19 protein-coding genes and 6 tRNA genes are annotated in these 22,166 nt (G+C 33.6%); 13 read left to right on the top strand and 12 right to left on the bottom strand.

The window, feature by feature from the left end:
- Positions 1 to 28: 28 nt before the first annotated feature.
- The 4 genes from QL232_RS10330 to QL232_RS10315 are packed head-to-tail and all read right to left on the bottom strand — an operon-like array spanning position 29 to position 3,579.
- The gene (locus tag QL232_RS10330; protein ID WP_281614058.1) at positions 29 to 778 is read right to left on the bottom strand and encodes a YebC/PmpR family DNA-binding transcriptional regulator; all 750 of its coding nucleotides are present in this window, start codon (positions 776 to 778) and stop codon (positions 29 to 31) included.
- A 2-nt stretch (positions 779 to 780) separates the two neighbouring features.
- Positions 781 to 1,812 (bottom strand): thiamine-phosphate kinase, encoded by a 1,032-nt coding sequence (gene thiL / locus QL232_RS10325; protein ID WP_281614057.1) that lies wholly within the window; start codon positions 1,810 to 1,812, stop codon positions 781 to 783.
- Between the two features lie 12 nt (positions 1,813 to 1,824).
- Complete coding sequence (gene mgtE / locus QL232_RS10320; protein ID WP_281614056.1) at positions 1,825 to 3,171, bottom strand: magnesium transporter; 1,347 nt, start codon at positions 3,169 to 3,171, stop codon at positions 1,825 to 1,827.
- Positions 3,172 to 3,186: 15 nt separating this feature from the next.
- Complete coding sequence (locus QL232_RS10315; RefSeq protein WP_281614055.1) at positions 3,187 to 3,579, bottom strand: START-like domain-containing protein; 393 nt, start codon at positions 3,577 to 3,579, stop codon at positions 3,187 to 3,189.
- Positions 3,580 to 3,952: 373 nt separating this feature from the next.
- Here QL232_RS10315 and QL232_RS10310 point away from each other — a divergent pair.
- From QL232_RS10310 to QL232_RS10285, 6 genes are all read left to right on the top strand, one after another.
- A tRNA-Met gene (locus QL232_RS10310) sits at positions 3,953 to 4,026 on the top strand.
- A gap of 33 nt (positions 4,027 to 4,059) precedes the next feature.
- Positions 4,060 to 4,133, top strand: a tRNA-Met gene (locus QL232_RS10305).
- A 34-nt stretch (positions 4,134 to 4,167) separates the two neighbouring features.
- Positions 4,168 to 4,241, top strand: a tRNA-Met gene (locus QL232_RS10300).
- Positions 4,242 to 4,274: 33 nt separating this feature from the next.
- A tRNA-Met gene (locus QL232_RS10295) sits at positions 4,275 to 4,348 on the top strand.
- A gap of 33 nt (positions 4,349 to 4,381) precedes the next feature.
- Positions 4,382 to 4,455 (top strand) — tRNA-Met (locus QL232_RS10290).
- A gap of 33 nt (positions 4,456 to 4,488) precedes the next feature.
- Positions 4,489 to 4,562: transfer RNA gene (locus QL232_RS10285), tRNA-Met, on the top strand.
- A gap of 117 nt (positions 4,563 to 4,679) precedes the next feature.
- Here the strand turns inward: QL232_RS10285 and QL232_RS10280 are convergent.
- Positions 4,680 to 6,806 carry a carboxy terminal-processing peptidase gene (locus tag QL232_RS10280; protein WP_281614054.1) on the bottom strand — a complete coding sequence of 709 codons (2,127 nt, stop codon included), beginning with the start codon at positions 6,804 to 6,806 and terminating at the stop codon, positions 4,680 to 4,682.
- A gap of 66 nt (positions 6,807 to 6,872) precedes the next feature.
- Positions 6,873 to 7,310 (bottom strand): thioredoxin family protein, encoded by a 438-nt coding sequence (locus tag QL232_RS10275; RefSeq protein WP_281614053.1) that lies wholly within the window; start codon positions 7,308 to 7,310, stop codon positions 6,873 to 6,875.
- Between the two features lie 425 nt (positions 7,311 to 7,735).
- On the opposite strand from QL232_RS10275, the gene QL232_RS10270 reads away from it, so the two are divergent.
- On the top strand, positions 7,736 to 8,668 hold the full coding sequence (locus QL232_RS10270) for a DUF3078 domain-containing protein (protein ID WP_281614052.1): 933 nt from the start codon (positions 7,736 to 7,738) through the stop codon (positions 8,666 to 8,668).
- Between the two features lie 37 nt (positions 8,669 to 8,705).
- On the opposite strand, the gene QL232_RS10265 is transcribed toward QL232_RS10270, so the two are convergent.
- Entirely contained in the window at positions 8,706 to 8,876 is a 171-nt protein-coding gene (locus QL232_RS10265) for a hypothetical protein (protein WP_281614051.1), read from the bottom strand.
- A gap of 70 nt (positions 8,877 to 8,946) precedes the next feature.
- Positions 8,947 to 9,876: a hypothetical protein gene (locus tag QL232_RS10260; protein WP_168883063.1), complete on the bottom strand. Its 930-nt coding sequence runs from the start codon at positions 9,874 to 9,876 to the stop codon at positions 8,947 to 8,949.
- Positions 9,877 to 10,278: 402 nt separating this feature from the next.
- Between QL232_RS10260 and QL232_RS10255 the strand changes: the two genes are divergently transcribed.
- Complete coding sequence (locus QL232_RS10255) at positions 10,279 to 10,626, top strand: 4Fe-4S dicluster domain-containing protein (RefSeq protein WP_168883062.1); 348 nt, start codon at positions 10,279 to 10,281, stop codon at positions 10,624 to 10,626.
- A 61-nt stretch (positions 10,627 to 10,687) separates the two neighbouring features.
- Here the strand turns inward: QL232_RS10255 and QL232_RS10250 are convergent, their stop codons facing one another.
- Complete coding sequence (locus tag QL232_RS10250) at positions 10,688 to 11,212, bottom strand: gamma carbonic anhydrase family protein (RefSeq protein ID WP_281614050.1); 525 nt, start codon at positions 11,210 to 11,212, stop codon at positions 10,688 to 10,690.
- 210 nt (positions 11,213 to 11,422) lie between these two features.
- Here QL232_RS10250 and trpS point away from each other — a divergent pair, with 210 nt between their 5' ends.
- A complete protein-coding gene (trpS, locus tag QL232_RS10245) occupies positions 11,423 to 12,397 on the top strand; it encodes a tryptophan--tRNA ligase (protein ID WP_281614049.1) in 975 nt (324 codons plus the stop codon).
- Between the two features lie 12 nt (positions 12,398 to 12,409).
- On the top strand, positions 12,410 to 13,540 hold the full coding sequence (dnaN, locus tag QL232_RS10240) for a DNA polymerase III subunit beta (RefSeq protein ID WP_168883059.1): 1,131 nt from the start codon (positions 12,410 to 12,412) through the stop codon (positions 13,538 to 13,540).
- 77 nt (positions 13,541 to 13,617) lie between these two features.
- Here the strand turns inward: dnaN and QL232_RS10235 are convergent, their stop codons facing one another.
- The 3 genes from QL232_RS10235 to QL232_RS10225 all read right to left on the bottom strand — a co-directional run bounded on the left by QL232_RS10235 (position 13,618) and on the right by QL232_RS10225 (position 18,483).
- Positions 13,618 to 16,296: a SpoIIE family protein phosphatase gene (locus QL232_RS10235; protein ID WP_281614048.1), complete on the bottom strand. Its 2,679-nt coding sequence runs from the start codon at positions 16,294 to 16,296 to the stop codon at positions 13,618 to 13,620.
- Between the two features lie 106 nt (positions 16,297 to 16,402).
- Entirely contained in the window at positions 16,403 to 17,452 is a 1,050-nt protein-coding gene (locus tag QL232_RS10230) for an ABC transporter ATP-binding protein (protein ID WP_281614047.1), read from the bottom strand.
- A complete protein-coding gene (locus QL232_RS10225; protein ID WP_281614046.1) occupies positions 17,452 to 18,483 on the bottom strand; it encodes an iron ABC transporter permease in 1,032 nt (343 codons plus the stop codon). Before QL232_RS10225 ends, QL232_RS10230 begins: the two co-directional genes overlap by 1 nt.
- 27 nt (positions 18,484 to 18,510) lie before the next feature.
- Between QL232_RS10225 and QL232_RS10220 the strand changes: the two genes are divergently transcribed.
- From QL232_RS10220 to QL232_RS10210, 3 genes are read left to right on the top strand one after another with little or no spacing between them, the layout of a single operon-like run.
- The gene (locus QL232_RS10220) at positions 18,511 to 19,164 is read left to right on the top strand and encodes an HAD-IA family hydrolase (protein ID WP_281614045.1); all 654 of its coding nucleotides are present in this window, start codon (positions 18,511 to 18,513) and stop codon (positions 19,162 to 19,164) included.
- A gap of 33 nt (positions 19,165 to 19,197) precedes the next feature.
- Positions 19,198 to 21,636 (top strand): penicillin acylase family protein, encoded by a 2,439-nt coding sequence (locus QL232_RS10215; RefSeq protein ID WP_281614044.1) that lies wholly within the window; start codon positions 19,198 to 19,200, stop codon positions 21,634 to 21,636.
- Positions 21,636 to 22,031 (top strand): hypothetical protein, encoded by a 396-nt coding sequence (locus tag QL232_RS10210; RefSeq protein ID WP_168883053.1) that lies wholly within the window; start codon positions 21,636 to 21,638, stop codon positions 22,029 to 22,031. Before QL232_RS10215 ends, QL232_RS10210 begins: the two co-directional genes overlap by 1 nt.
- The last annotated feature ends 135 nt before the right edge of the window (positions 22,032 to 22,166 follow it).

Raw genomic sequence — 22,166 nt, 5'->3', positions numbered from 1 at the left:
TTTTTTATTTTATTATAGAATTAAAACTCTAACCTAACATTTTCTCGGCTTGGGCATCTGTCAACTCAAGGTCATGGAATACTTGTTGAACATCATCATCATCTTCCAATCGATCTATAAGCTTCATCACCACCTCTAAAACCTCATCATCTACCTCTTTCGTAGTATGCGGAATACGTTGTAAGTTAGCGCTCGTTACTTCTATGTTTAACTCTTCTAACTTCTTATTTACTGCTCCAAAGTCTTCCATCACAGAAGTTACTTGAACATGCTGCTCATGAACTTCAATATCATCTGCTCCAGCATCAATTAACTCAAGCTCTAATTCTTCTTCGTCCATTCCTTCAGGAAGTTCAAAGTTGAAAACTCCTTTCCTATCAAAAAGAAACTCCAAAGAACCATTTTTAGCCAATGAGCCTTCAAGTTTAGCAAAGTAGCTTTTTACATTTTGAACGGTTCTTCTTGTATTATCAGTACTGCATTCAACATAGATTGCAATCCCTCCTTTCGAGTAGCCTTCATAAGTTAACTCCTCGAAAATGATATCATCACTCCCTTGGGTTTTCTTAATCGCTCTTTCTATAGTATCCTTAGGCATATTTGAACCTTTAGCATTTTGAATAGCTAAACGTAACCTAGGGTTCATTTCAGGATCAGGCCCTCCCTCTTTTGCTGCAACCGTAATCTCTCTACCTAACTTTGTGAAAAGTTTATTTCGTTTTGCATCTTGGGCGCCTTTTCTATGTTTAATATTGGCCCATTTACTATGTCCTGCCATTATTAAAAATGTTTGAATCCTTGAGCTGAAAGTGGAACAATTTGTTCTCCTACTGTAACCATTCTTGCACTATTTGGTTCTTCATCTACATAACCAATAAAATAGATATTTGGATTCTTCTCTACTTTCTTAAAGTCATCTTGAGAAATGGTAAACAGTAGCTCATAATCTTCCCCTCCATTTAAACCTGGAGTTACTGAAGGTATATTAAATTCATGAGCGGTATCAAAAGTTCTTTGATCAACAGGAATTTTCTGTTCATAAATAACTGCTCCAACATTTGATGCTTTACATAAATGAAGAATCTCTGAAGCAACACCATCTGAGACATCGATCATAGAAGTAGGTACAATTCCTAATTCTCTAAAATCATGAATAAAATCAGTCCTTGCTTCAGGTCTTAGCTGTCTTCCTACGATATACTCGTAGTCATCCAACTTAGGCTGCATATTAGGATCTGCTTCAAATACTTTCTTTTCTCTTAATAATACTTGTAACCCCATGTAAGCAGCACCTACATCTCCTGACATACAAATGATATCATCTTTTTTCGCACCACTTCTATATGCAATTTTGTCTTTTGCTACGCGTCCTGTTGCTGTAACAGAAATCACCAATCCAGATCGTGATGAAGTAGTATCTCCTCCGACAAGATCAACATTATAGTTTTTACAAGCTGCGTTGATACCTTGATAAATCATATCAATAGCTTCAACAGAAAATCGGTTAGTAACGGCAATACTTACTGTTACTTGCTCTGGTAACGCATTCATTGCTGCTATATCAGAAACATTTACTGCGATCGCTTTATACCCTAAATGCTGCAAAGGCATAAAACTAAGATCGAAGTGAATACCTTCTAAAAGCATATCAGTAGAAACAACCATATAATCATCTCCACAATCTATAACTGCTGCATCATCTCCAATACCCTTTACAGTATTTGAGTGATGAATTTTTACATCTCTAGTAATATGATCAATAAGGCCAAATTCACCCATTTGATCAATCTCTGTTCTATTTTTATCTGACATTTTACAAAGGTATTAATGAAGCATCAATTTTGCTACCATAAAGTACACTCCAAGCCCAATCAAATCATTACAAGTGGTAATGAAGGGGCCTGAAGCTAAAGCGGGATTAATGCCAAACTTATTTAAAATGATTGGGGTAATTGTACCCATAAAGGAGGCAATCATGATAACACTAAATAAAGCAACAGACACAACTATTGCTAATTCATGGTTATCGGAGAATACCATATTAAAACCGTACACTAAGGAAGCTAATGTTAAACCATTCAATATTGCAACAATAAATACCCTTAAATAACGGTTCCATACAGAGCCTTGAAATCCTCCACTTGCCAATGTTTGTACTACAATTGTTGAAGACTGAATACCTACATTTCCTCCTGTAGCAGTGATTAATGGTATAAAGAATGCCATAGCAGGGATACGACTTAATTCTGCTTCAAAACCTCCTAAGAAGTTAGCTCCCAATAATCCACCGGACATTCCTACTATAAGCCAAGGTAGACGGGCTTTTGCCATTTGCCAAAAACTATCTGTTTCTTCTACATCTTCTGATAGACCCGACATAGCTTGTTGATCTTTTTCAGCTTGTTCGGTGATAACATCAACAACATCATCAATGGTAATCCTACCAATTAATCGACCTTGTACATTAATAACAGGTATTACTTCTAAATCATAGTGTTGCATAATATCTGCAACTTCCTCTTCATCTTGATAAGAGTATACTTTTGCAATCTGAGGTTCGTATAAGTCTGATACTTTTATATCATCAGTAGCCATAAGAAGCTTCTTCATGGATATTCTACCCAACAAAACATCGTAATCATCTACTACATAAACAGTATACAATTTATCGACATCTCTCCCTTGTCTTCTTACCTCGTCTATACATTGTTTAACATTCCAATTGATATTGGCCTTCACCAATTCTTTGGCCATTAAACCACCTGCACAGTCCTCTTCATAATGAAGAAGATCAATGATGTATTGAACCTTCTCATGATTGTTCATACTCGCCAGGACTTCCTCTTTGCTTTTCACAGGGAATTCATTTAGAATATCTGCTGCATCATCAGAATCAGTCTGGTCCATATATTTAGCCAACTCTTGAGGAGTGAATAACTCTAGAAAATTCTTTCGAGTATCTTCATCAATCTCACTGATTACATTGGCTCCCACCTCAGGGTTTAACAGTTCCAGTATGTATTTACATTCTTCAGCATTTAACCCTTCCATTACAGATGAGATATCCGCCGAGTGCATACCATCAAATTCGTTGATTAAGTATGTATCCTCTTGCTGTTCGACAGCGCGAGATAGTTGTTTTATATATTTTGCTGAATATTCGAATGACATACTTTTTATTTTATACTAGCCGCCAATTATTTCATGTAAACGGCTAAAAAATTCGTCCCACAATTCCTTTAACTCATCGATATCGTCCATATCTGAATAGTCAGTAACGGTTACGAAAGAAGATTGAGCTAATTCACTGAAATCAAATCTGAAGTCTAAATAAGCAGACTTCTCTTCATTTAATTCCTTATCAAAAACATATTTCACATGTTGGTTCTGACGTTTTACAGAAACATTTCCTGTTTTCACATCATTGCCCCATGCAAATGTAATTTTTTTATGTTCAACATCCTCTTTTACTGTATCAGCAAACCAATCTTTTAATAAATTGGGCATGATAAAATAAGGATATAGCTTTTGTAATGGTACCCTAAACTCGTATTCTGCTTCAAATTTAAATCTACTCATGACATTTGTATTATTAGTGCTTATATATTTTCATATTCTGTGGTACACAATAATCCGAAATTACTCCATAAGTGACAATAAAATAAATTTAAATAATCATTATTTTTTTTGTTTGATCTGCTTATACACCCATAAAAACCTATGTTTAAGTACCCTAATCATAACTTTTAACAAAAAAATAAATTGTGTAAGATGATCTAAAAAACAACCCACAAAGTCATCTACTGGTATCTGTAAGAAATTTTGTAATGCATGAGTAATTTTATTTCATTCAATTTAAATGACTTATAATTGGCTTCACATTAATTTAAAAATATATAAGTTTAAAATATTGGATTTTTAGATATTACCCCCCATATTTGCACACCGAAATGGCGAGGTAGCTCAGTTGGTTAGAGCGTCGGATTCATAACCCGGAGGTCACGAGTTCAACTCTCGTTCTCGCTACAAAGACTTATCAGTGCATTTGTCCGCACACATGGCGAGGTAGCTCAGTTGGTTAGAGCGTCGGATTCATAACCCGGAGGTCACGAGTTCAACTCTCGTTCTCGCTACAATGACTTATTCAGTGCATTTGTCCGCACACATGGCGAGGTAGCTCAGTTGGTTAGAGCGTCGGATTCATAACCCGGAGGTCACGAGTTCAACTCTCGTTCTCGCTACAATGACTTATCAGTGCATTTGTCCGCACACATGGCGAGGTAGCTCAGTTGGTTAGAGCGTCGGATTCATAACCCGGAGGTCACGAGTTCAACTCTCGTTCTCGCTACAATGACTTATCAGTGCATTTGTCCGCACACATGGCGAGGTAGCTCAGTTGGTTAGAGCGTCGGATTCATAACCCGGAGGTCACGAGTTCAACTCTCGTTCTCGCTACAACGACTTATCAGTGCATTTGTCCGCACACATGGCGAGGTAGCTCAGTTGGTTAGAGCGTCGGATTCATAACCCGGAGGTCACGAGTTCAACTCTCGTTCTCGCTACAAACAAGACCATTACTCTATTGGGTAATGGTCTTTTTATTTATATTGAAAAAATAATTCAAAAAAAGCACTACAAAACTAAATTTGTAGTGCTTTTTTATGATGAAGGAAAGCTAATTATTGAACCATCATATCTGAGATAATCATAGTCGCCTCCTTAATATATTCGTCTTTCTTGATCGCTTCTGACCACTTCTCAGCTGATTTCTCTATTACTGAATCAGGTTTCGAAGTAGGATAGTGATCTTTCATTACTGTAATATCGAATTCGTCATGAGTTTTTTCAGCTTCGCGTAATTTCTTAGACTCTTCATCTAATTTTTTCTGCTCTGCTCTAAATTCATCTAAGTTTAAAGTATAATACTTCTTATCCTCCTGTTTTTTCAAACGTAAAGCATTATCCTCTACGATATTGAAGACTTGGTTTGTTGCAACTCTATTTTCAGATTTTGCTTTTAAGTCTGCGATTGGCAATTGCTCATGCCACATAGCATATTTTGCAGGTTGGATCTTATCATAAGGCAATACGAAAGGAAGATCTTCTTCACCTACTTCTAAGTAAGCATAAGTATCAGGAAGTTTAATATCTGGTGTAACACCCTCAACTTGTGTAGCTCCACCATTAATTCTGTAGAATTTCTGAATAGTCAACTTCAATGAACCTAATGGCTTAAACTCATTACTTCTAGACATTCTATCAAGATCAATAAATCTTTGAACTGTACCTTTACCAAATGACTTAGAACCCAAGATAATAGCACGACCATGATCTTGTAATGCTGCCGATACAATCTCTGATGCTGATGCACTCATTCTGTTGATCATTACTACTAAAGGACCATCATATTGTCTATTGTTGGTTTCTGGTTTTAAAGTCTTAGAACCAGCACCTTTACTTTTCACCTGAACTACTGGGCTTCTACCAACAAAATGACCCACGATTTCTACAGCATCCCCAAGTGATCCACCGCCATTGTTTCTTAAGTCAAGAACAATACCGTCTACCCCTTGACCTTTAAGTTTAATGATTTCTTGCTTAATGTCATCACCACAACTTCTACCATTTCTGTCTTGGAAATCTACGTAGAAACTTGGCAAATCAATCAAACCAATCTTCTTTCCAGAATTTTTATCTTCAATAACAGCTGATTTTGCATATGATTCTTCAATCACTACAACATCTCTGATAATAGGAATAACAACGATTCTACCATCAGGCTTTCTTACTGTTAATCGAACTTCAGTACCTTTTGGCCCTTTGATCAATTTGATAGCATTTTTTAATGACATACCACCAATATCAACTGGATCTTCTTCAGCTTGAGCTACTTTTAAAATAATATCATTTGCTTCTAAGTCACCTTGCTTCCATGAAGCAGAACCTGTAATAATGCTTACTACTTTTACTTCTCCACCTGTTTGTTGTAGACGAGCACCGATACCTTCAAAATGACCTGAAATTTCTGTATCAAATTGTTCTTTTTTCTCTGGTGGGAAATACTCAGTATGCGGACCATAAATTGAGATCAATGAATTTAAGTACAAAGCATAGTGATCTTCTTCATCTTGCTTCTTGATGAAATCAAAAACGTCTTTGTAGTTAGTTTGAACTTTTTCTCTAACATCTGCCTCCATCTCTTCGTACGAAGTGGGTTCGAAAGGCTCTCCCTTTTCTTCAGCTGCTTTCTTCTTATTTTCTTGGTCTTTTAGCTTAGTGTTCATTCTAAGCAATGCCGCATATTTAAGTGTCTTTCTCCAACGGTCGTAACGATCTTTCTCATTTTTAGGAAATTTCATTTCATCACGATCGAATAGAATTGTCTCTTTCTTAGTAAAGTCAAAAGGTTTAGAAAGAATTTCCTCAGTAATTGCTTCTACTTCACCTCTTCTTTGCTCAAAAATCTTCACAGACAATTCATACAAATCAGTACTTACAGTATTCTTTACTTCATCATCTAATTTATCTTCAGACTTATTGAATTTACTGATATCTGATTTTAAAAAATATCTTTTATTTGGGTCTAAATTTTTAAGGTATTGATGATATGCATTTTCACTAAATTCATCATCAATTTCTACTGTATTATAATGTATTTGTTTTAGAGCAGTAAAGATTAAACTTCTCTTGATAATATTTTTATTGCTATTCTCTGGGGCCTCAATTTTTGCTAAAATTGAAAATCCGAATAACCCTAACCCCACTAACAACACCGGTAAAAAAAGTGCTTTTTTTCTTTTAGACATATTCTAATATTGTGATTTTGAGCTTAATACTATTTTTGTACTTATTTGATCTTTCTAAAATACAAATTAATTAACTTGACGCTTGTATTTTTTTAAAATTTCAAGGAAACTTTTAGTGTCTTTATACCCCATAAAAACTTTCTCTTTCCCATTAGGATGTAATACGATAATTGCGGGATAACTGTTTATTTCATGTTGATCCGTATACGATTCATTCGTAAATGTCTTTCCTTTAAAAGTAAAACTTCCATCTTTCTCTGGGTTCAATTTCACTGCATGATAATTCTCTTTTACATATTGAACAACTTCATCATCTTGGAATGTTTTCTTATCTAATATTTTACACCATCCACACCAATCGGTATAAACATCTACAAAAATTGGTTTATCATCTGATGTAGAAGCTTCGATGGCACTTTCCATAGACTTCCATTCTATTTCTCCTTTACCAGAAAAGTTATATGAAGTAGATAATAATAGTAAAAGTAAGAGAATGCTTTTCATTGTATTTCAGAAAAAGGTGAATGCATATCACACATAAACAACATACAGGCTTATTGATATATTAGGTAGATAATTTTTTCTTTACAAACAGTAGAAATCTGATCTATCTATTTACAAAATGGACTATATAAAATGATTAAAAGTTCTGAGTGATAAACTTTAACGTGTTATCAAAAATAGTAAAATAACCATACAGTTTACATTAGAAAACTCTAATTCTTATAGTTTTTAGCATCTTTTTTATAAAAATCTCAGATTATAGACATGACTTTTATATAAATACTAACAATGCACTGTTTTTTATTCATCTTATTCCGATTCACTTCGAAATAATAGTAAAATTAAGTTTAAACAAAATTTAATATTTGAAACTAATTTTACATTTTTGTAGCTACAATTTTTAATTTTTTTAATCCTAAGCTAAAATGAAATTCTATAAGAATTTAACCTTCTGTCTGCTGTTTGCTGTTTTCACTCCTCTATTTACAGCTAATGCTCAAACAACGACCGCCGACTCTACAAAAAATTGGAGTTCTGAAGGTCAAGTTGGTCTTAATTTTTCAAACGTTGGTCTTGTCAATTGGTCAGGTGGTGGTACCAGTTCATATTCTTTTGGTGCAGTATTAAATTATAAAGCCAAAAGAGAAACTGAAAAAGCAATCACAAGGTTATACACTGAGATGGCTTACGGGATGATCTACCAAGATGGCACTGCTTTCCCTTTAAAGAAAACAGATGACCAATTAGTAATTGGAGGTGATTATAGTTATAAAATTAGTCCTAAATTTTTAGCAACAATATCAGGAGACTTCAGGTCACAATTTGATGACGGTTATGAATACACTGTAGATGATGCAACGAAAATTGAGACAAAAAATCAAATCTCTGCTTTCTTTGCTCCAGCCTACTTAAATGTAAATGCCGGTCTTACTTACACTCCTTTTGATTGGATGTATGGAACATTATCTCCTGTAGGTAATCGTATGACTTTCGTAACTGACACAGTTTTTTCTGAAAAATATGGTCTTGAACCTGGTGAAACTTTTAGAAATCAAAATGGTGTTAATTTCAAATTGGGAATCAAAAAAGAAATCGTAAAAAATGTCACTTTACAAAGTACTTACAATATGTTTGCTGAATACTCAAGACTTGGCGAATGGGTTGTAAACTGGGACTTTTTATTAGATATGAAAGTAAACGAATGGTTAAGCTGTAACTTTGCTACACAATTAATTTATGATCCTGATGTAGCTGTAGAAAAATCAGATGGAACAGTTGGTCAAGCTATTCAGTTTAAACACGCATTAAATATAGGTATTGTCTATCGCCTTCATCAAAAGAAAGATAAAAGCGAATAAAAAGACGAACTTCTAAAGCATAAAAAAACGATTGCAATTATCCTGCAATCGTTTTTTTTATTTCAAATTGTTGCTCTTTATCAACGTCTTTTTTCTCCACTTTAAGCACTTCTTTTTGAGGCTTTGGACCAGACATCATAAATGCTAACAATCCCATAGCAAATAAAATTGGCATTGTTATTAACACAATACCGATGAGTAATTCCATAAAAGCGTATAGTTTAAGTGTATTTGTAAATATAACACTTAAACTATACGTTTACAAGCATTAACTATAACTACTGACAATTCGTGTATCCGAACGTCTCACTGATCGCTACTGAAGTACCTTCACTGATATTGTAATTATAAACACCACTTGTTGGGTAATTATTTTCATTTTTATCATAATCCATGTCTTCGCTATAATCACCTTCAATGTAAGATGATCTTTCGTAAGCTTCAGAGTTGATATTATAGATACTTACTCTATAGAATTTAGTAATACTTGAGCTAAATCTTGATGCATCACCAAAGAAAAATCCATCATTTTGGAAAGAAGTTTCGAAAATAGAAATAATATAAAAAACCAGGCCTTGCATTGGGTTTCTCATTGTATTTTCATATTGGTAGTCGTTAATTAAAACGGCTAATCCATCTTCGATATAGCTAAATTCTAATACATCACTATCACCATTGTAAGAGAATTCATAGTGATCTACTTCTTCAATGTCAGAATTTTCGTCTTCTCTGTTATAGATGTATTTGATTCTATTTTGTTCATCATAACCAAATACAAATTCAAGAACACTACCATCAACTGCTTCAGCTGAAAGCATATGAGGCTTACCATCAAGATAAGTAACAGACAAAATTTCGTCACTACCAATAAGTACTCTAGTTAATTCATTACCAGAATACTCAAACGAATACTCAACTTCTTGCTCAATACTTTGTGTGTTACCTGTTGTATCAAGGAAACTGTAGTTAATTTGGTCAGAGTAAGAGACAAGTTGCTCTTCTTGGTAAGTATAAGTTTTACGATTTACAAAATCCTGAAAGTTTACATCAGAACTATCTACAGAAGCCGAATAAACATAAGATGAAAGTTTACAATCTGCAGCTACTGGCGAAGTGTTGTAATTTGGTCCCGAATCTTCATCGTCAGAACAAGAGAACACAAATACTGCGATGAATAGAATAAATAAGGTGTTTTTCAGTTTAAGCATACAACAAAGGTTTGAATAGGTTTTTTGAATAGTTCAACTAATTAATATTAGTTAATAATTTTAACTTTTCATAAATAAGTTTTAATAAAAAGTTCCCAAATGAGCATATTTCACAAATTGATCCCTAAAAAGTACTAACGCAAATTGTATTTCGCCAAGATGAACAGTTATAACTAAAAGTTATGAATCTATAATAAATGATAATATAATGGTTCTAAACTGCACTTTTTTACCCCTTAAATTTAGTAGACTATTGCATTTGAAAATTTGAGTTAGCAACTTTGTGTTACAGTAAGCTAAACAATTGGCTTATTTTTAAGTTGTGTATCAAACAAGACGTCAACAAGAAATGTTAGCGAACCACTAACCGAACTGACGCTTTTTAAACATAGAATATAGGATATGGCGATTATTATCACCGACGAATGTATCAACTGTGGGGCATGTGAACCAGAATGCCCAAACACTGCAATCTATGAAGGCGGTGTTGAATGGACTTGGGGTGGAGGAACTGAATTACAATCAGTTGAATTAGAGGATGGATCTTCTATTCCAGGCGATGAAGAGCAAGAACCTGTTTCTGATGAGTTCTACTATATCGTCCCTGATAAATGTACAGAATGTATTGGTTTCCATGAAGAGCCACAATGTGCAGCTGTATGCCCAGTTGATTGTTGTGTAGACGATCCGGATTACAGAGAAACTGAAGAAGAACTTACTGCCAAGAAAGAATGGCTACATGACGAATAAGAAATTATTCTCAGATATATTAAAACGGTAAGTAGTTTCCCCTACTTACCGTTTTTTTATATTATTTAGCTTCTTCTTCATCAAACCAGCTACTATACATCACATAATTGTTGGCAGTTCTTTCAAATACAGCTTTCAATTTATCATCTAGTGGTTTAATTTTTTTTGCTGGAATACCTGCATATAAATAACCAGATTCTAACCTAGCGTTTTGTAAAACAACTGCTCCTGCTGCTATTAACACATTTTCTTCAACAACAGCATCATCCATTACAATCGCTCCCATTCCAACTAATACATTGTCATGTATTGTACAACCATGTACCAAGGCATTATGTCCAATAGAAACATTATTACCTAAAACAGTGGCAGAGGTCTGATAGGTACAATGAATTACTGCACCATCTTGAATATTACATTTATCTCCAATTGTAATTTTATTTACATCACCTCTGACAACCGCACTAAACCAAACGCTACAATCTTTACCCATTGTTACGTCCCCTACTACAGTTGCATTATCAGCTAAAAAACAATTCTCTCCAATTATTGGTGAAACACCCTTTACTGGTTTTATAAGTGCCATAATATTAATGTCTTATGTTTTGATATATTTCCCCTTTATTTTCTAGTCCGAATTTAGCTGAATTCTACATTGTTGAACAATGCTTAATATCACCATTTTTTTGTATTTCTTGCATTTTAATATCACCAAATAAGTGTCTTTAGATACAATTTTTTACTATTTTTGAAGCTTGATTATTAATCTTAAAAGATACGTCACTAATATTAGAGAATGGCAAGAATTTTAACAGGAGTACAAAGCTCAGGAAGACAACATTTAGGAAATGTTTTGGGTGCAATCCAACCTGCTATTGAAATGGGTAATGCTGACGAAAAAGAATCTTTCTTATTTATAGCAGACCTACATTCAATGACTACAATCAAGGATGGAGATGAAAGAAGAAATAATGTGTATGCTACTGCTGCTGTATGGCTTTCCCTAGGTCTAGACACAGATAAAAATATCTTCTACAGACAGTCAAGAATTCCAGAAGTTTGTGAGTTAACTTGGTACTTAAGCTGTTTAACTCCATATCCAATGTTGGCGAATGCTCACTCTTTTAAGGACAAAGCAGACAAATTGAGTGATGTCAATGCTGGTTTATTTACTTACCCTGTACTTATGGCCTGTGATATCATTTTATATGATGCAGAAAAGGTACCTGTAGGAAAAGACCAAAAACAGCATTTGGAAATCACAAGAGATATTTGTGCAGCATTTAACAGACAATATGGCGATACATTTGTAATGCCTGAAGCTGTTATTAACGAACAATTGATGACAATTCCTGGTACAGACGGATCAAAAATGAGTAAGTCATACGGTAATGTCATCGATATTTTCTTACCAAAAAAGCAATTAAAGAAACAAGTAATGGGAATTCAGACAGACTCTACTCCACTTGAAGAGCCTAAAAACCCTGATACTTGTAACGTATTTGCTCTTTACAAGCTATTAGCTACGGAAGAACAAATTGCTGAGATGAGAGGAAATTATGAAGGTGGAAATTATGGTTATGGCCATGCAAAAACTGCCTTATTAAACTTAATCTTAGAAAAATATGCTACTGCAAGAGAAAAGTTTGATTTCTACATGGAAAACACTGACGAAATCGAAAAAGAACTTGTAAAAGGTGAAGAAAAAGTAAAAGAATTGGCCAAAGCAAAAATGGCAATTGTTAGACAAAAATTAGGATTCTCTAAATAAAGAAATAAAAGAATGAAATTCACTGCATCAACGTCAACTATTCTGAAACAGATTCAGATGTTAAATGGCGTAATTCCAAATAATCCAACAATGCCAATCTTGGAGAATTTCTTATTTGAAATCCAAGGTGGCCTTTTAAGAATCACAGCTTCAGATATGCATACAACCATTATATCTGAAGTAAATGTTGAAGCTGATTCCGATGGAAACGTAGCAATCCCAGCAAAAATGCTAACGGATACGCTTAAAAACTTACCAGAACAACCTGTTACTTTTTCAATTGATTTTGATACATATACAATTGAAATTGCATCAGATAATGGTAGATATAAATTAGCGGGTGAAAATGCAGAAGACTACCCTGCAAACCCTAACTTAAATATGTCAAATGCCTTAACAATGAGTAGTGATGCTCTAGTTGATGCAATCGGGTATACTCTATTCGCTACTAGTAATGATGACATGAAGCCAAACATGAATGGTGTTTTCTTCAACCTTACTGAAGACCATTCTGACTTTGTCGCTACAGACTCACACAGACTTGTACGTTATAGAAGAAACGATATTCAAGTTGAGGGTATGATGGAACCAATCATCATGGGTAAGAAAGCACTTACTCAGTTGAAGAACATCCTTCCTTCTGACGAAAAAACGGTGTCATTAGAGTTTAACGACCAATATGCTGTATTCACATTTGAATCTATGCGTTTGATCTCTCGTTTAATTGATGAACGTTTCCCAGATTATGAGAACGTAATTCCATTAAACAACTCTAATCTTGTTACTCTTGACAGACAAGCTTTATTAGGTTGCTTGAAGCGTATCGTTATCTATGCTAACAAAACAACTAACCAAGTTCGTTTCAAGATTCAAGACAATGAATTGTTTGTTTCTGCTGAGGATTTAGACTTCTCAAACGAAGCAAAAGAACGTTTATTCTGTGAGCATGATGGTGAAGATTTAGAGATTGGATTCAATGCTAAGTTTCTAATTGAGATCTTAAATAACATCTCATCAGACAGAATCACTTTACGTCTTTCTGAGCCAGGCATGGCAGGTCTGATAGTTCCAGAAGATCAACCAGAAAACGAGGATGTTTTGATGCTAGTAATGCCAATTATGTTGCATAACTTCTCTTACTAAATACTAAACCAAGTCTGTAAGAGACTATATATAATATAAAAAAAGGCCTTTCCATTTATTTGGAAAGGCCTTTTTATTTATACTTTAATACCCATTATGGTAATATCATCTCTTTGTTCAATACCTCCTTTTCTGTGATCTTTCAAGAAGTTTAATAGATATTCTTTCTGCTCTGTCATTGCCATAGTAGCATTTTGCTCTAGAATCTCTTTTAGTTTAATTGAACCAATCTTTCTTCTCGATAAGTTATTTTGATCAACGTAACCATCTGAAGTCAGATAAATAATATCATTCTTATTTAATGAAATCTGATGGTTAGAGAAGTTCTTTTCTTTTCTAGTAGAATAACCTATAGACTTAGAATCACCATTAACTACATTAAGTTTTTTCTCTAGGTGATCAAAGATCATAATTGGTCTTTTTGCACCAGTAAATTGAATATTTACTTTATCTCCTGTTTCAGATTCGATACAGATTAAAGCGATATCCATACCATCATCATTTAATGATTCTTCTTGACGTAATGATTCTTTCACACCTTCATTTAGCATGTTCAAGATTTCATCAGTTTGTGTAACGGTTTTGGTAGATACAATATCATTTAACAATGCACTACCAATCATTGACATGAATGCACCCGGAACACCATGACCAGTACAGTCAACAACTGCAATATATTTTCTTAATTTACCGTCAATCATTTTTTCTTTATACCAATAGAAATCACCTGATACGATCTCTTTAGATCTATAAAGCAAGAAATAATCTTTAAATGATTCTGATAATAATTTTCTTGATGGTAAGATCGCACTCTGAATAGTCTTCGCATAACGCATACTATCAGTGATACTCTTATTCTTTTCTTTCAACTCCTTGTATGCAGTATAATTTGAAACCGCAATTGAAGCATAAGAAGCTAATGATTTTAATATCGAAATATTTAATTCTTGATATTGATTTACCTCTGGAGCTTGAATAGTGATAACACCAACAACACTCATATCAATCATTAACGGCATATAGATTAATGATTTATTTGGAGATACTACATTCGACTTCTTTTGAGGAATATATAATGTATTTTCTTTATCGTAGTCGTTTATGATCAACTCGATCTCATTGTTAAAACACCATGCCGCTAAGCTGTATGCATTATCAATTGATTCTGTATAATAAGGATCTGTACCATTATCAGAAATTTGATTTCTGAATTCCAATCTTCTTTGAAGTTTATTAAAGACACCAATACCAAAGGTAGGTGCAGGAACTAGTTCATTGACACTTTCTTGAAGTTCAATCATGTGGTTTTCAAAATCCAATGTAGATGTAAACTTCTGACCAATATCTTTTACAGAAAGCATCTCCTCATGAGATTTAACTACTTCATCATTAGCTTTTGCTAAACGCTCTGAAATCTCTTTTAAATCATCTCTTTGCTCCTTCATCTTTTGAAGGTTCTTATAGAAAATGAAAATTAAGATTAATGAAATTGCTGCAATGATGAAATATAACATACGTTCTGTTTCCACCTCTTCCTTCTCTCCTTCGATTTGCTCGATTGTAGAAGTTTGTTGGCTGATCTGAGAACGCATTCTCTCCATCATTTGATTTGTCTTATATTGAGCATCTTCATAGGCCAATTCGTTTTCAATTAATGAATTCTGAAGTCTCATTAAATAAGACTCTAACGCCTTTTGGCTCTTTACATCATGATCTTTCTCTAATTTTGCAGCAATTTTTTGAATTTCTTTTCTTAAAGAGACACCCGTTTCTTGAAGTATTTGTTTCTCTGCTTCAAGCGTATTGAAAACAGTTTGAAAGTTCTCAGAATATTCAATATTTGTTTCTCCTTGGCTTTCTAAACCTTCATCACTTGATATATAAACAAACATGTAATTATCCTCATAATCATATTTTGTTTTTACGATATCATAATCGTTAATCAATAAACTATTCTCATTCAAAGAATCGGCGTAGACTTCAAATTCACCATTCTGATCTGTAAGAAATTCTTGTTCATTGATATTGACCAATAAACTATCTGCAGGAGAAATATCTTCATCATATACCACTACAACCAAGATTGGAGAAATCTCTATATCTTCTACAACAACTGTAGAATTAGGATCCGTAGTAGGCTCCTCCTTTTGAACATTTGTCTTTTCATTCTTAGCTAATGCTGGCTTTTCCTTAATCTTACCAGGAAGATTAATTGTTATAATATTTAATTGCTTAGAATAATGGTATTGATTTGACTTTACAGGATCTCCATCAACTAAGAATACTGTTGATGTTTTCACCTTAAAGTCTTTGTTTACTCTTAGTTGGAACTTACCACTTTTGTTCGTCTTAACGGCTGGAAATGGTTGTCCACCAATCTTAATTAATTTCTCTCCAACTGGAATGCCACCTTGTTTTACTGTACCATTAATAAAAACAGGAGCATTAGAAAGTAATACTTGAATTTTACCCGGACCATTTGTTGCCCAAGTTTGCATCTTGTATCCTCTCTTAATCACATTAAGAGTATTGATTTTTTTATTTTTATCTATGGCAAAAGAAAATTGCCCTTTAGCATTTGTAGTGGCTACTTTTTCACCATCAACATAAACAACAGCAGCGGAAACGAAAGTATGTTCTTCATTAAGAACAACCCCTTGAATTTCTACATTCTGTGCAAATATTAAAGGTTGTACTATTAAAAGTAGTAGTACACAAATCAATGAAATCTGTTGAAGTCTTTTTAGAATCCCCATTATGAGATCTTGGTTATAATTAAAAAAATTGATGTTTAACCCAAGTAGTTAAGCAAATATAAGTATATAGAAGAGAAATATTAAAAAAAATTCAAAATATCCTTAGTTAAATTATAAAATTGGAAACTACTTCTTTGTAAAGGTCTGTTTTATTATGGTCGTGAATCTTTATTACTTTACCAAACCCTTCAATTTCCCACTCTAATATGTCGTTTTTATAACTGAGTGATATCTTTATCTCTGGAGTTTCATTGGTTAGAAAACAACCTTCTGATTGGAACTTTCTTTTTAACCATAAAACTCTATTTTCTATATGAAGATCACCGTTGTAATCATTAATACTTGGCTCTAATTCTATGCCAAAAGAGAAACTTTTGTGAGTAGCACAAAAATTAAAAACTCCATTTTGAGTATCAAATCCAACGGTCTCTGTATTGAAAACATTCCCAATATCATTTTTGGAAATGATCATATCTGGCGTCCCCACTATGCATTTATTTTCTGACAAAATCCATAATTTATCAGCGACTTGAAGCGACATTTCAACTTCATGCGTAGATAGTAATATTGCTTTATTTCTAGTTCTAGCAATCTTTTTCAATAATTGGAATATTTCTATTCTGTTGATTAAGTCAAGATGTGCCGTTGATTCATCTAAAAGAATTAATGATGTATCTTGAGCTATTGCTCTAGCAATCATCACTTTTTGTCGTTCTCCATCTGATAAAGTATTTACATCTCTATCAATAAAATCTATCGCTCCTACATCTTCCAACGCTTGTAAAACAAAATCATTATCAGATTTAGAGAGCTTCCCCCACCAATTCACATAAGGGTACCTTCCTAGAGTCACCACATCTTTAACGGACAACTTTCCAGTAAAATTTACCTGAGATAAAACAAAACTAATTTGCTTGGACTTATCTAAAGAGGATAATTCATCTACCTTTTTATTCAAAATCTTCACTTCACCTTCTAATGGTGATATATCACCTGATAGCGTTTTTAGTAATGTTGATTTACCTACCCCGTTTTTTCCAATTAACGCTACAAAATCTCCTTTCTCTAACTGTAATGAAGGATATTGTCCAATAACTTTATCTCCATTTTTAGAAGAATAACCAGTAGTTAAATCTTGAACCTCTACGATATTCATTATTTACGTCCTTTAATCATGGCAATTATTACAATAGGAGCTCCAATCAATGATGTGATTGAATTAATAGGTAGTACTACTCCAGATTGACTAATGTGAGAGAAAACATCACAGATCAACATTCCTCCTGCTCCAATAAAAGCACTTATGGGTAAGAGTTTAAAATGATCAGAAGATTTGATAAAAACTCGGGCAAGGTGTGGTGCAGCTATACCAATAAAACCTATGGGCCCGCAAAAACCTGTAACACTTCCTGCTAAAAGGCTTGCTGCTACTATACTTAGAATTCTATATTTCTGAATAGACAACCCCATACTTACTGCATAGGTCTCCCCCAACAACATCAAATTCATTGATTTACAAAGGTATAAACTAACCAAAACACCCAACAACACTATAATCGAAAGAACAAAAATTTGTTCATAAACAATCCCCCCTAAACTTCCAAAAGTCCAAAGTAAGTACTCTTGCAATTGATCCGGATGACTAAAATACTGAGCCACTCCAACTAAGGCGGAGGCTAATGCTCCAACCATAATTCCAACAATCAAAAGGGCTACATTATCTTTCACTTTATGAGCAATAACTAATATAACCAACATTACAAATGACGCTCCTAATGATGAAGCAAAAATTGTCATCCAAGCACCAAACCCACTCATATATTTTACAGTATCGATACCGACACCCATTCCAGATGCTAAAGAAATAAATGCAACACCCAAAGATGCACCAGAATTAATTCCTAATACAGAAGGTCCTGCCATTGGGTTTCTAAACAAAGCTTGCATCAATAATCCAGCAATGCTTAAAGCAACTCCTGATAAAATTGCTACAATTGCCTTCGGAATTCTAATTAAAGAAAGTATGTTCTCTATACCCTTAGATGTTTCATTTCCTATTAAATAATTAATGATATGATGTAATGAAATATCGGATGAACCTACACTTATATTGATAAAAAAAAGAGGAATCAAAAACGCCCCAAGCAACCCAATCTTAATATGAATTGGCAAATTTATTTTGATCATATTGCGAACTTAAATTATTTTATCAACATGAGGAATAAAATTACAATAGTTTTTGATTTTGATGGAACAATCGCAGATTCGTTGACTTTAGTTACTAAAATTGTCACTCAATTATCATCAAAATATCGACTAAAAAATGATCATTTAGAACTTAGTGATTTTCAAAACCTACCTGCTAAAGAAATCATCAAACTACTTGGATTAAAATGGTGGAACCTTCCCTTATTTATTTTTGAGGTAAAACAAAAAATGAATAAAGATTTAAATGAAGTAAAACTATTTGATCAAATAGAAGAAACTATACAAACTCTAAACAATATTGATGTAGAATTAAATATTATGAGTTCAAACTCTAAGAAAAATATTAATTCTTTTCTTAAACAGAAAAACCTCTCTCATTACTTTTCAAAGATTTATACTTCTTCTAAGCTATTCAAAAAAGATAAATCAATCTTAAAAATAAAAAATGCGTACCCTAACAGTACACTTATATATGTGGGTGATGAGATCAGAGACATAGAAGCTTGTCAAAAAATAAACATTCCAATCATAGCAGTTAGCTGGGGATATAATTCATATCAAGCCTTAAAGAAATCAACTCCTAATTATTTAGTAAAAAAACCTTCTGAAATAATAGACATTGTCAAGAATCATATTGATTACGACCCTAAGGTTAACTAATTTGCAGTACTTTTTAATATTCAATATAAATATATGAGGTCATCAATTGCTGGAATAATCTGTGCTTTTACTTTCTTTTGTATTGTAGCTTTAGATTCCAACATAAATAACTTTCCCCCTTTAGGACGATTTCTTGATCCATTTCAAGGTTTTTGGCAAAATGAGGTAAAGAATACTAATATACCCGAAGTTATCCAGCTAACAGGAATGACTGCTGAAGGGAAAATATATTATGATTCTATGCTGATTCCTCATATTTATGCCACTAATGAACATGACTTATACTTACTTCAAGGATATATTACTGCAAGACATCGCTTGTGGCAAATGGACTTTCAGTCTTTAGCTGCTTCAGGTCGATTATCTGAAATATTTGGAGAAATCACTGTCAAATATGATAAAAACATGAGACGACAGGGTTTACAATTTGGTGCCGAAAAGTTTGTCAAAGAACTTAAGCATGATAAAAAAGTCTTTGGGTTAATCGAAGCCTATACTGAAGGTGTCAATGCATATATTCAACAACTAGAATTTAAAGAATTACCCGTAGAATATAAGTTCTTCAATTATAAACCTGAAAATTGGACTCCACTTAAAACCGCACTGTTGTTTAAATTTATCCAATACTCGTTAAGTGGCCCTGATTATGATTTTGAAAACTCTAATGCACTTCAACTGTTAGGAAAAAAGAATTTTGATTTACTCTTCCCTGATTATCTTGATATACAAAAACCTATTGCAGATCATGATAGTATTTGGAAAGACTTTGATTACACACTACCCAAAAGACCAAAAAATTACCATGCACTTTCTGGTTTAAGAAAGCATGCAGTTGAAAAAGAAGACCCAGATAATGGAAGTAATAACTGGGCTGTCTCTGGTAAAATGACAAAAAGTGGTAATCCTATTTTATGTAATGATCCACACTTAAACCTTACTCTTCCGTCTATTTGGTTCTCTTGTCAGCTTACAACCCCTCAGATGAATGTTATGGGTATGTCTATCCCAGGTATTCCAACAATTGTTTCAGGTTTCAATGAAAATATTGCTTGGGGTGTAACTAGTGCTAGAAGAGATGACCGAGATTGGTATAAGATTTTATTTCAAGATAAATCTCAAACGCATTATCTAATAGATAACTATTGGGATAAAGCCGATTTAAGAATTGAGGAAATCAAGGTAAGAGATAAAGAAACAATTATCGATACTGTTCGATATACAATCTGGGGACCTGTAGTTTATGATAAGACCTTTGGAAAATCCTCTGAAAAAGCTGGTTATGCATTAAGATGGACTGCTCATGACCCTTCAAAAGAACTAAAGACTTTATATCAAATCAATAAAGCTTCCAATTACACTGAATTTAAAGATGCTTTAAAATACTTCGATGGGCCAGCATTGAATTTTGCCTTCATCTCAAAAGATGATGACATTGCTATGAATATTCAAGGTAAATTTCCAAAACGTTGGGAGGAACAAGGAAAATTTGTGATGGACGGAACAAGATCTGACACAAGATGGACGGGATATATCCCACAGGAACATAACATCAGAATTGTCAACCCAAAAAGAGGTTATGTAAGCTCAGCAAATGAACATCCTGTAAATCCTAATTATCCTTATTATACTTATGGCCAATATTATGAGTATTACAGGAATAGAAGAATCCATACTTTATTAGACTCAGCAAAAGATCTAACAATAAAAGACATGGAGAAAATGTTAAATGACAATTACAGTCTTTTTGCAGAAGAAAACCTTCACTTTTTATTGTCGCATTTAAATCAGATTAACCTTACTTCTGAAGAAAAAGAGATCTATTTATTACTAAAAGACTGGAACTTTGAATATAACGCTACAGAGACTGCATCAATTTACTTAGAAGAATGGGTAGAAGCATTAATGAATGACATATGGGATGAAATCAACGTTCATCCAAATAAAGCTTATAGAATGCCGACGAGAGCCAATACATTCTATTTACTAAAGCATAAGCCTGATTTTATTTTTGCTGACGAATTGGAAACAAAGAAGCTTGAAAATATTGATGATGTCATCAATCAAGCTTTCCATGAAGCCATTGCGAAAGTAAAGAAATGGCAGACAGAGCATCCAGAAGAATCTCTTTCTTGGACCAATTTCAAGAAAACTAAAATTATGCATATGGGTAGGTTACCAGGCTTTCATGTGGATCATTTAAAAAATGGTGGCCATAAAGGCATCCTTAATGCCACAAAAAAGCAACATGGACCTAGCTATAGAATGATAGTCGAAATGACTCAAGATGGACCAATTGCCTATCAAGTAATCCCAGGCGGACAATCAGGAAACCCGGGCAGTCCATATTATGATAATATGGTTCCCTATTTTGAAGCCGGTGATTTGATACCAACTCACTTCTTTAAAAAGAATGATTTTGTAAAAAGTGACGCTCCAGAACATCTATTAAAAATTGAAACCATCTCTAAGTAATGAATAAAAACGATTTTATATATTCTTTTACCATCATTATTACGAGTAGTCTTTTACAGGTACTTTTTCCATGGTGGATCATCTTTTTACCTTGTTTTGTCTATGGTATTTTTGCCGGTAAAAACAACTTCCTAAAAAGCTTCCTAATTGGGTTTATTTGTATTGCTTTCCTTTGGGGAAGTTATGCCGCGATAATTCAATTGTATACCCATTCAGAACTAAGTAGTCGTATTGCTACCATGTTCACTGTTCCTACCAATGATTTTATTGGTATGATAACGGCAATTGTAGGTGGTGTTGTGGGAGGACTTTCTTCGCTTTGTGGTGATCTAGTCAAATGGGCTAGTGTTGATCTCAAACCTGTAAAAAGGCACAGTGATGACGATGATGACTAATAATTGATATTGAAGAAGATGCTAGTTTAAGATTTAGCATCTTTTTTTATTCTTTTTTTTGAAGGTATAGATCAAATAATTTTTGATATGGAATGTCGGACAGTATATTTGCGACTTGATTAGTTTTTAAACACA

Source organism: Flammeovirga sp. SubArs3, assembly GCF_947387565.1.
GTDB lineage: Bacteria > Bacteroidota > Bacteroidia > Cytophagales > Flammeovirgaceae > Flammeovirga > Flammeovirga agarivorans.
This window is presented reverse-complemented; position numbering and strand designations above follow the sequence as displayed.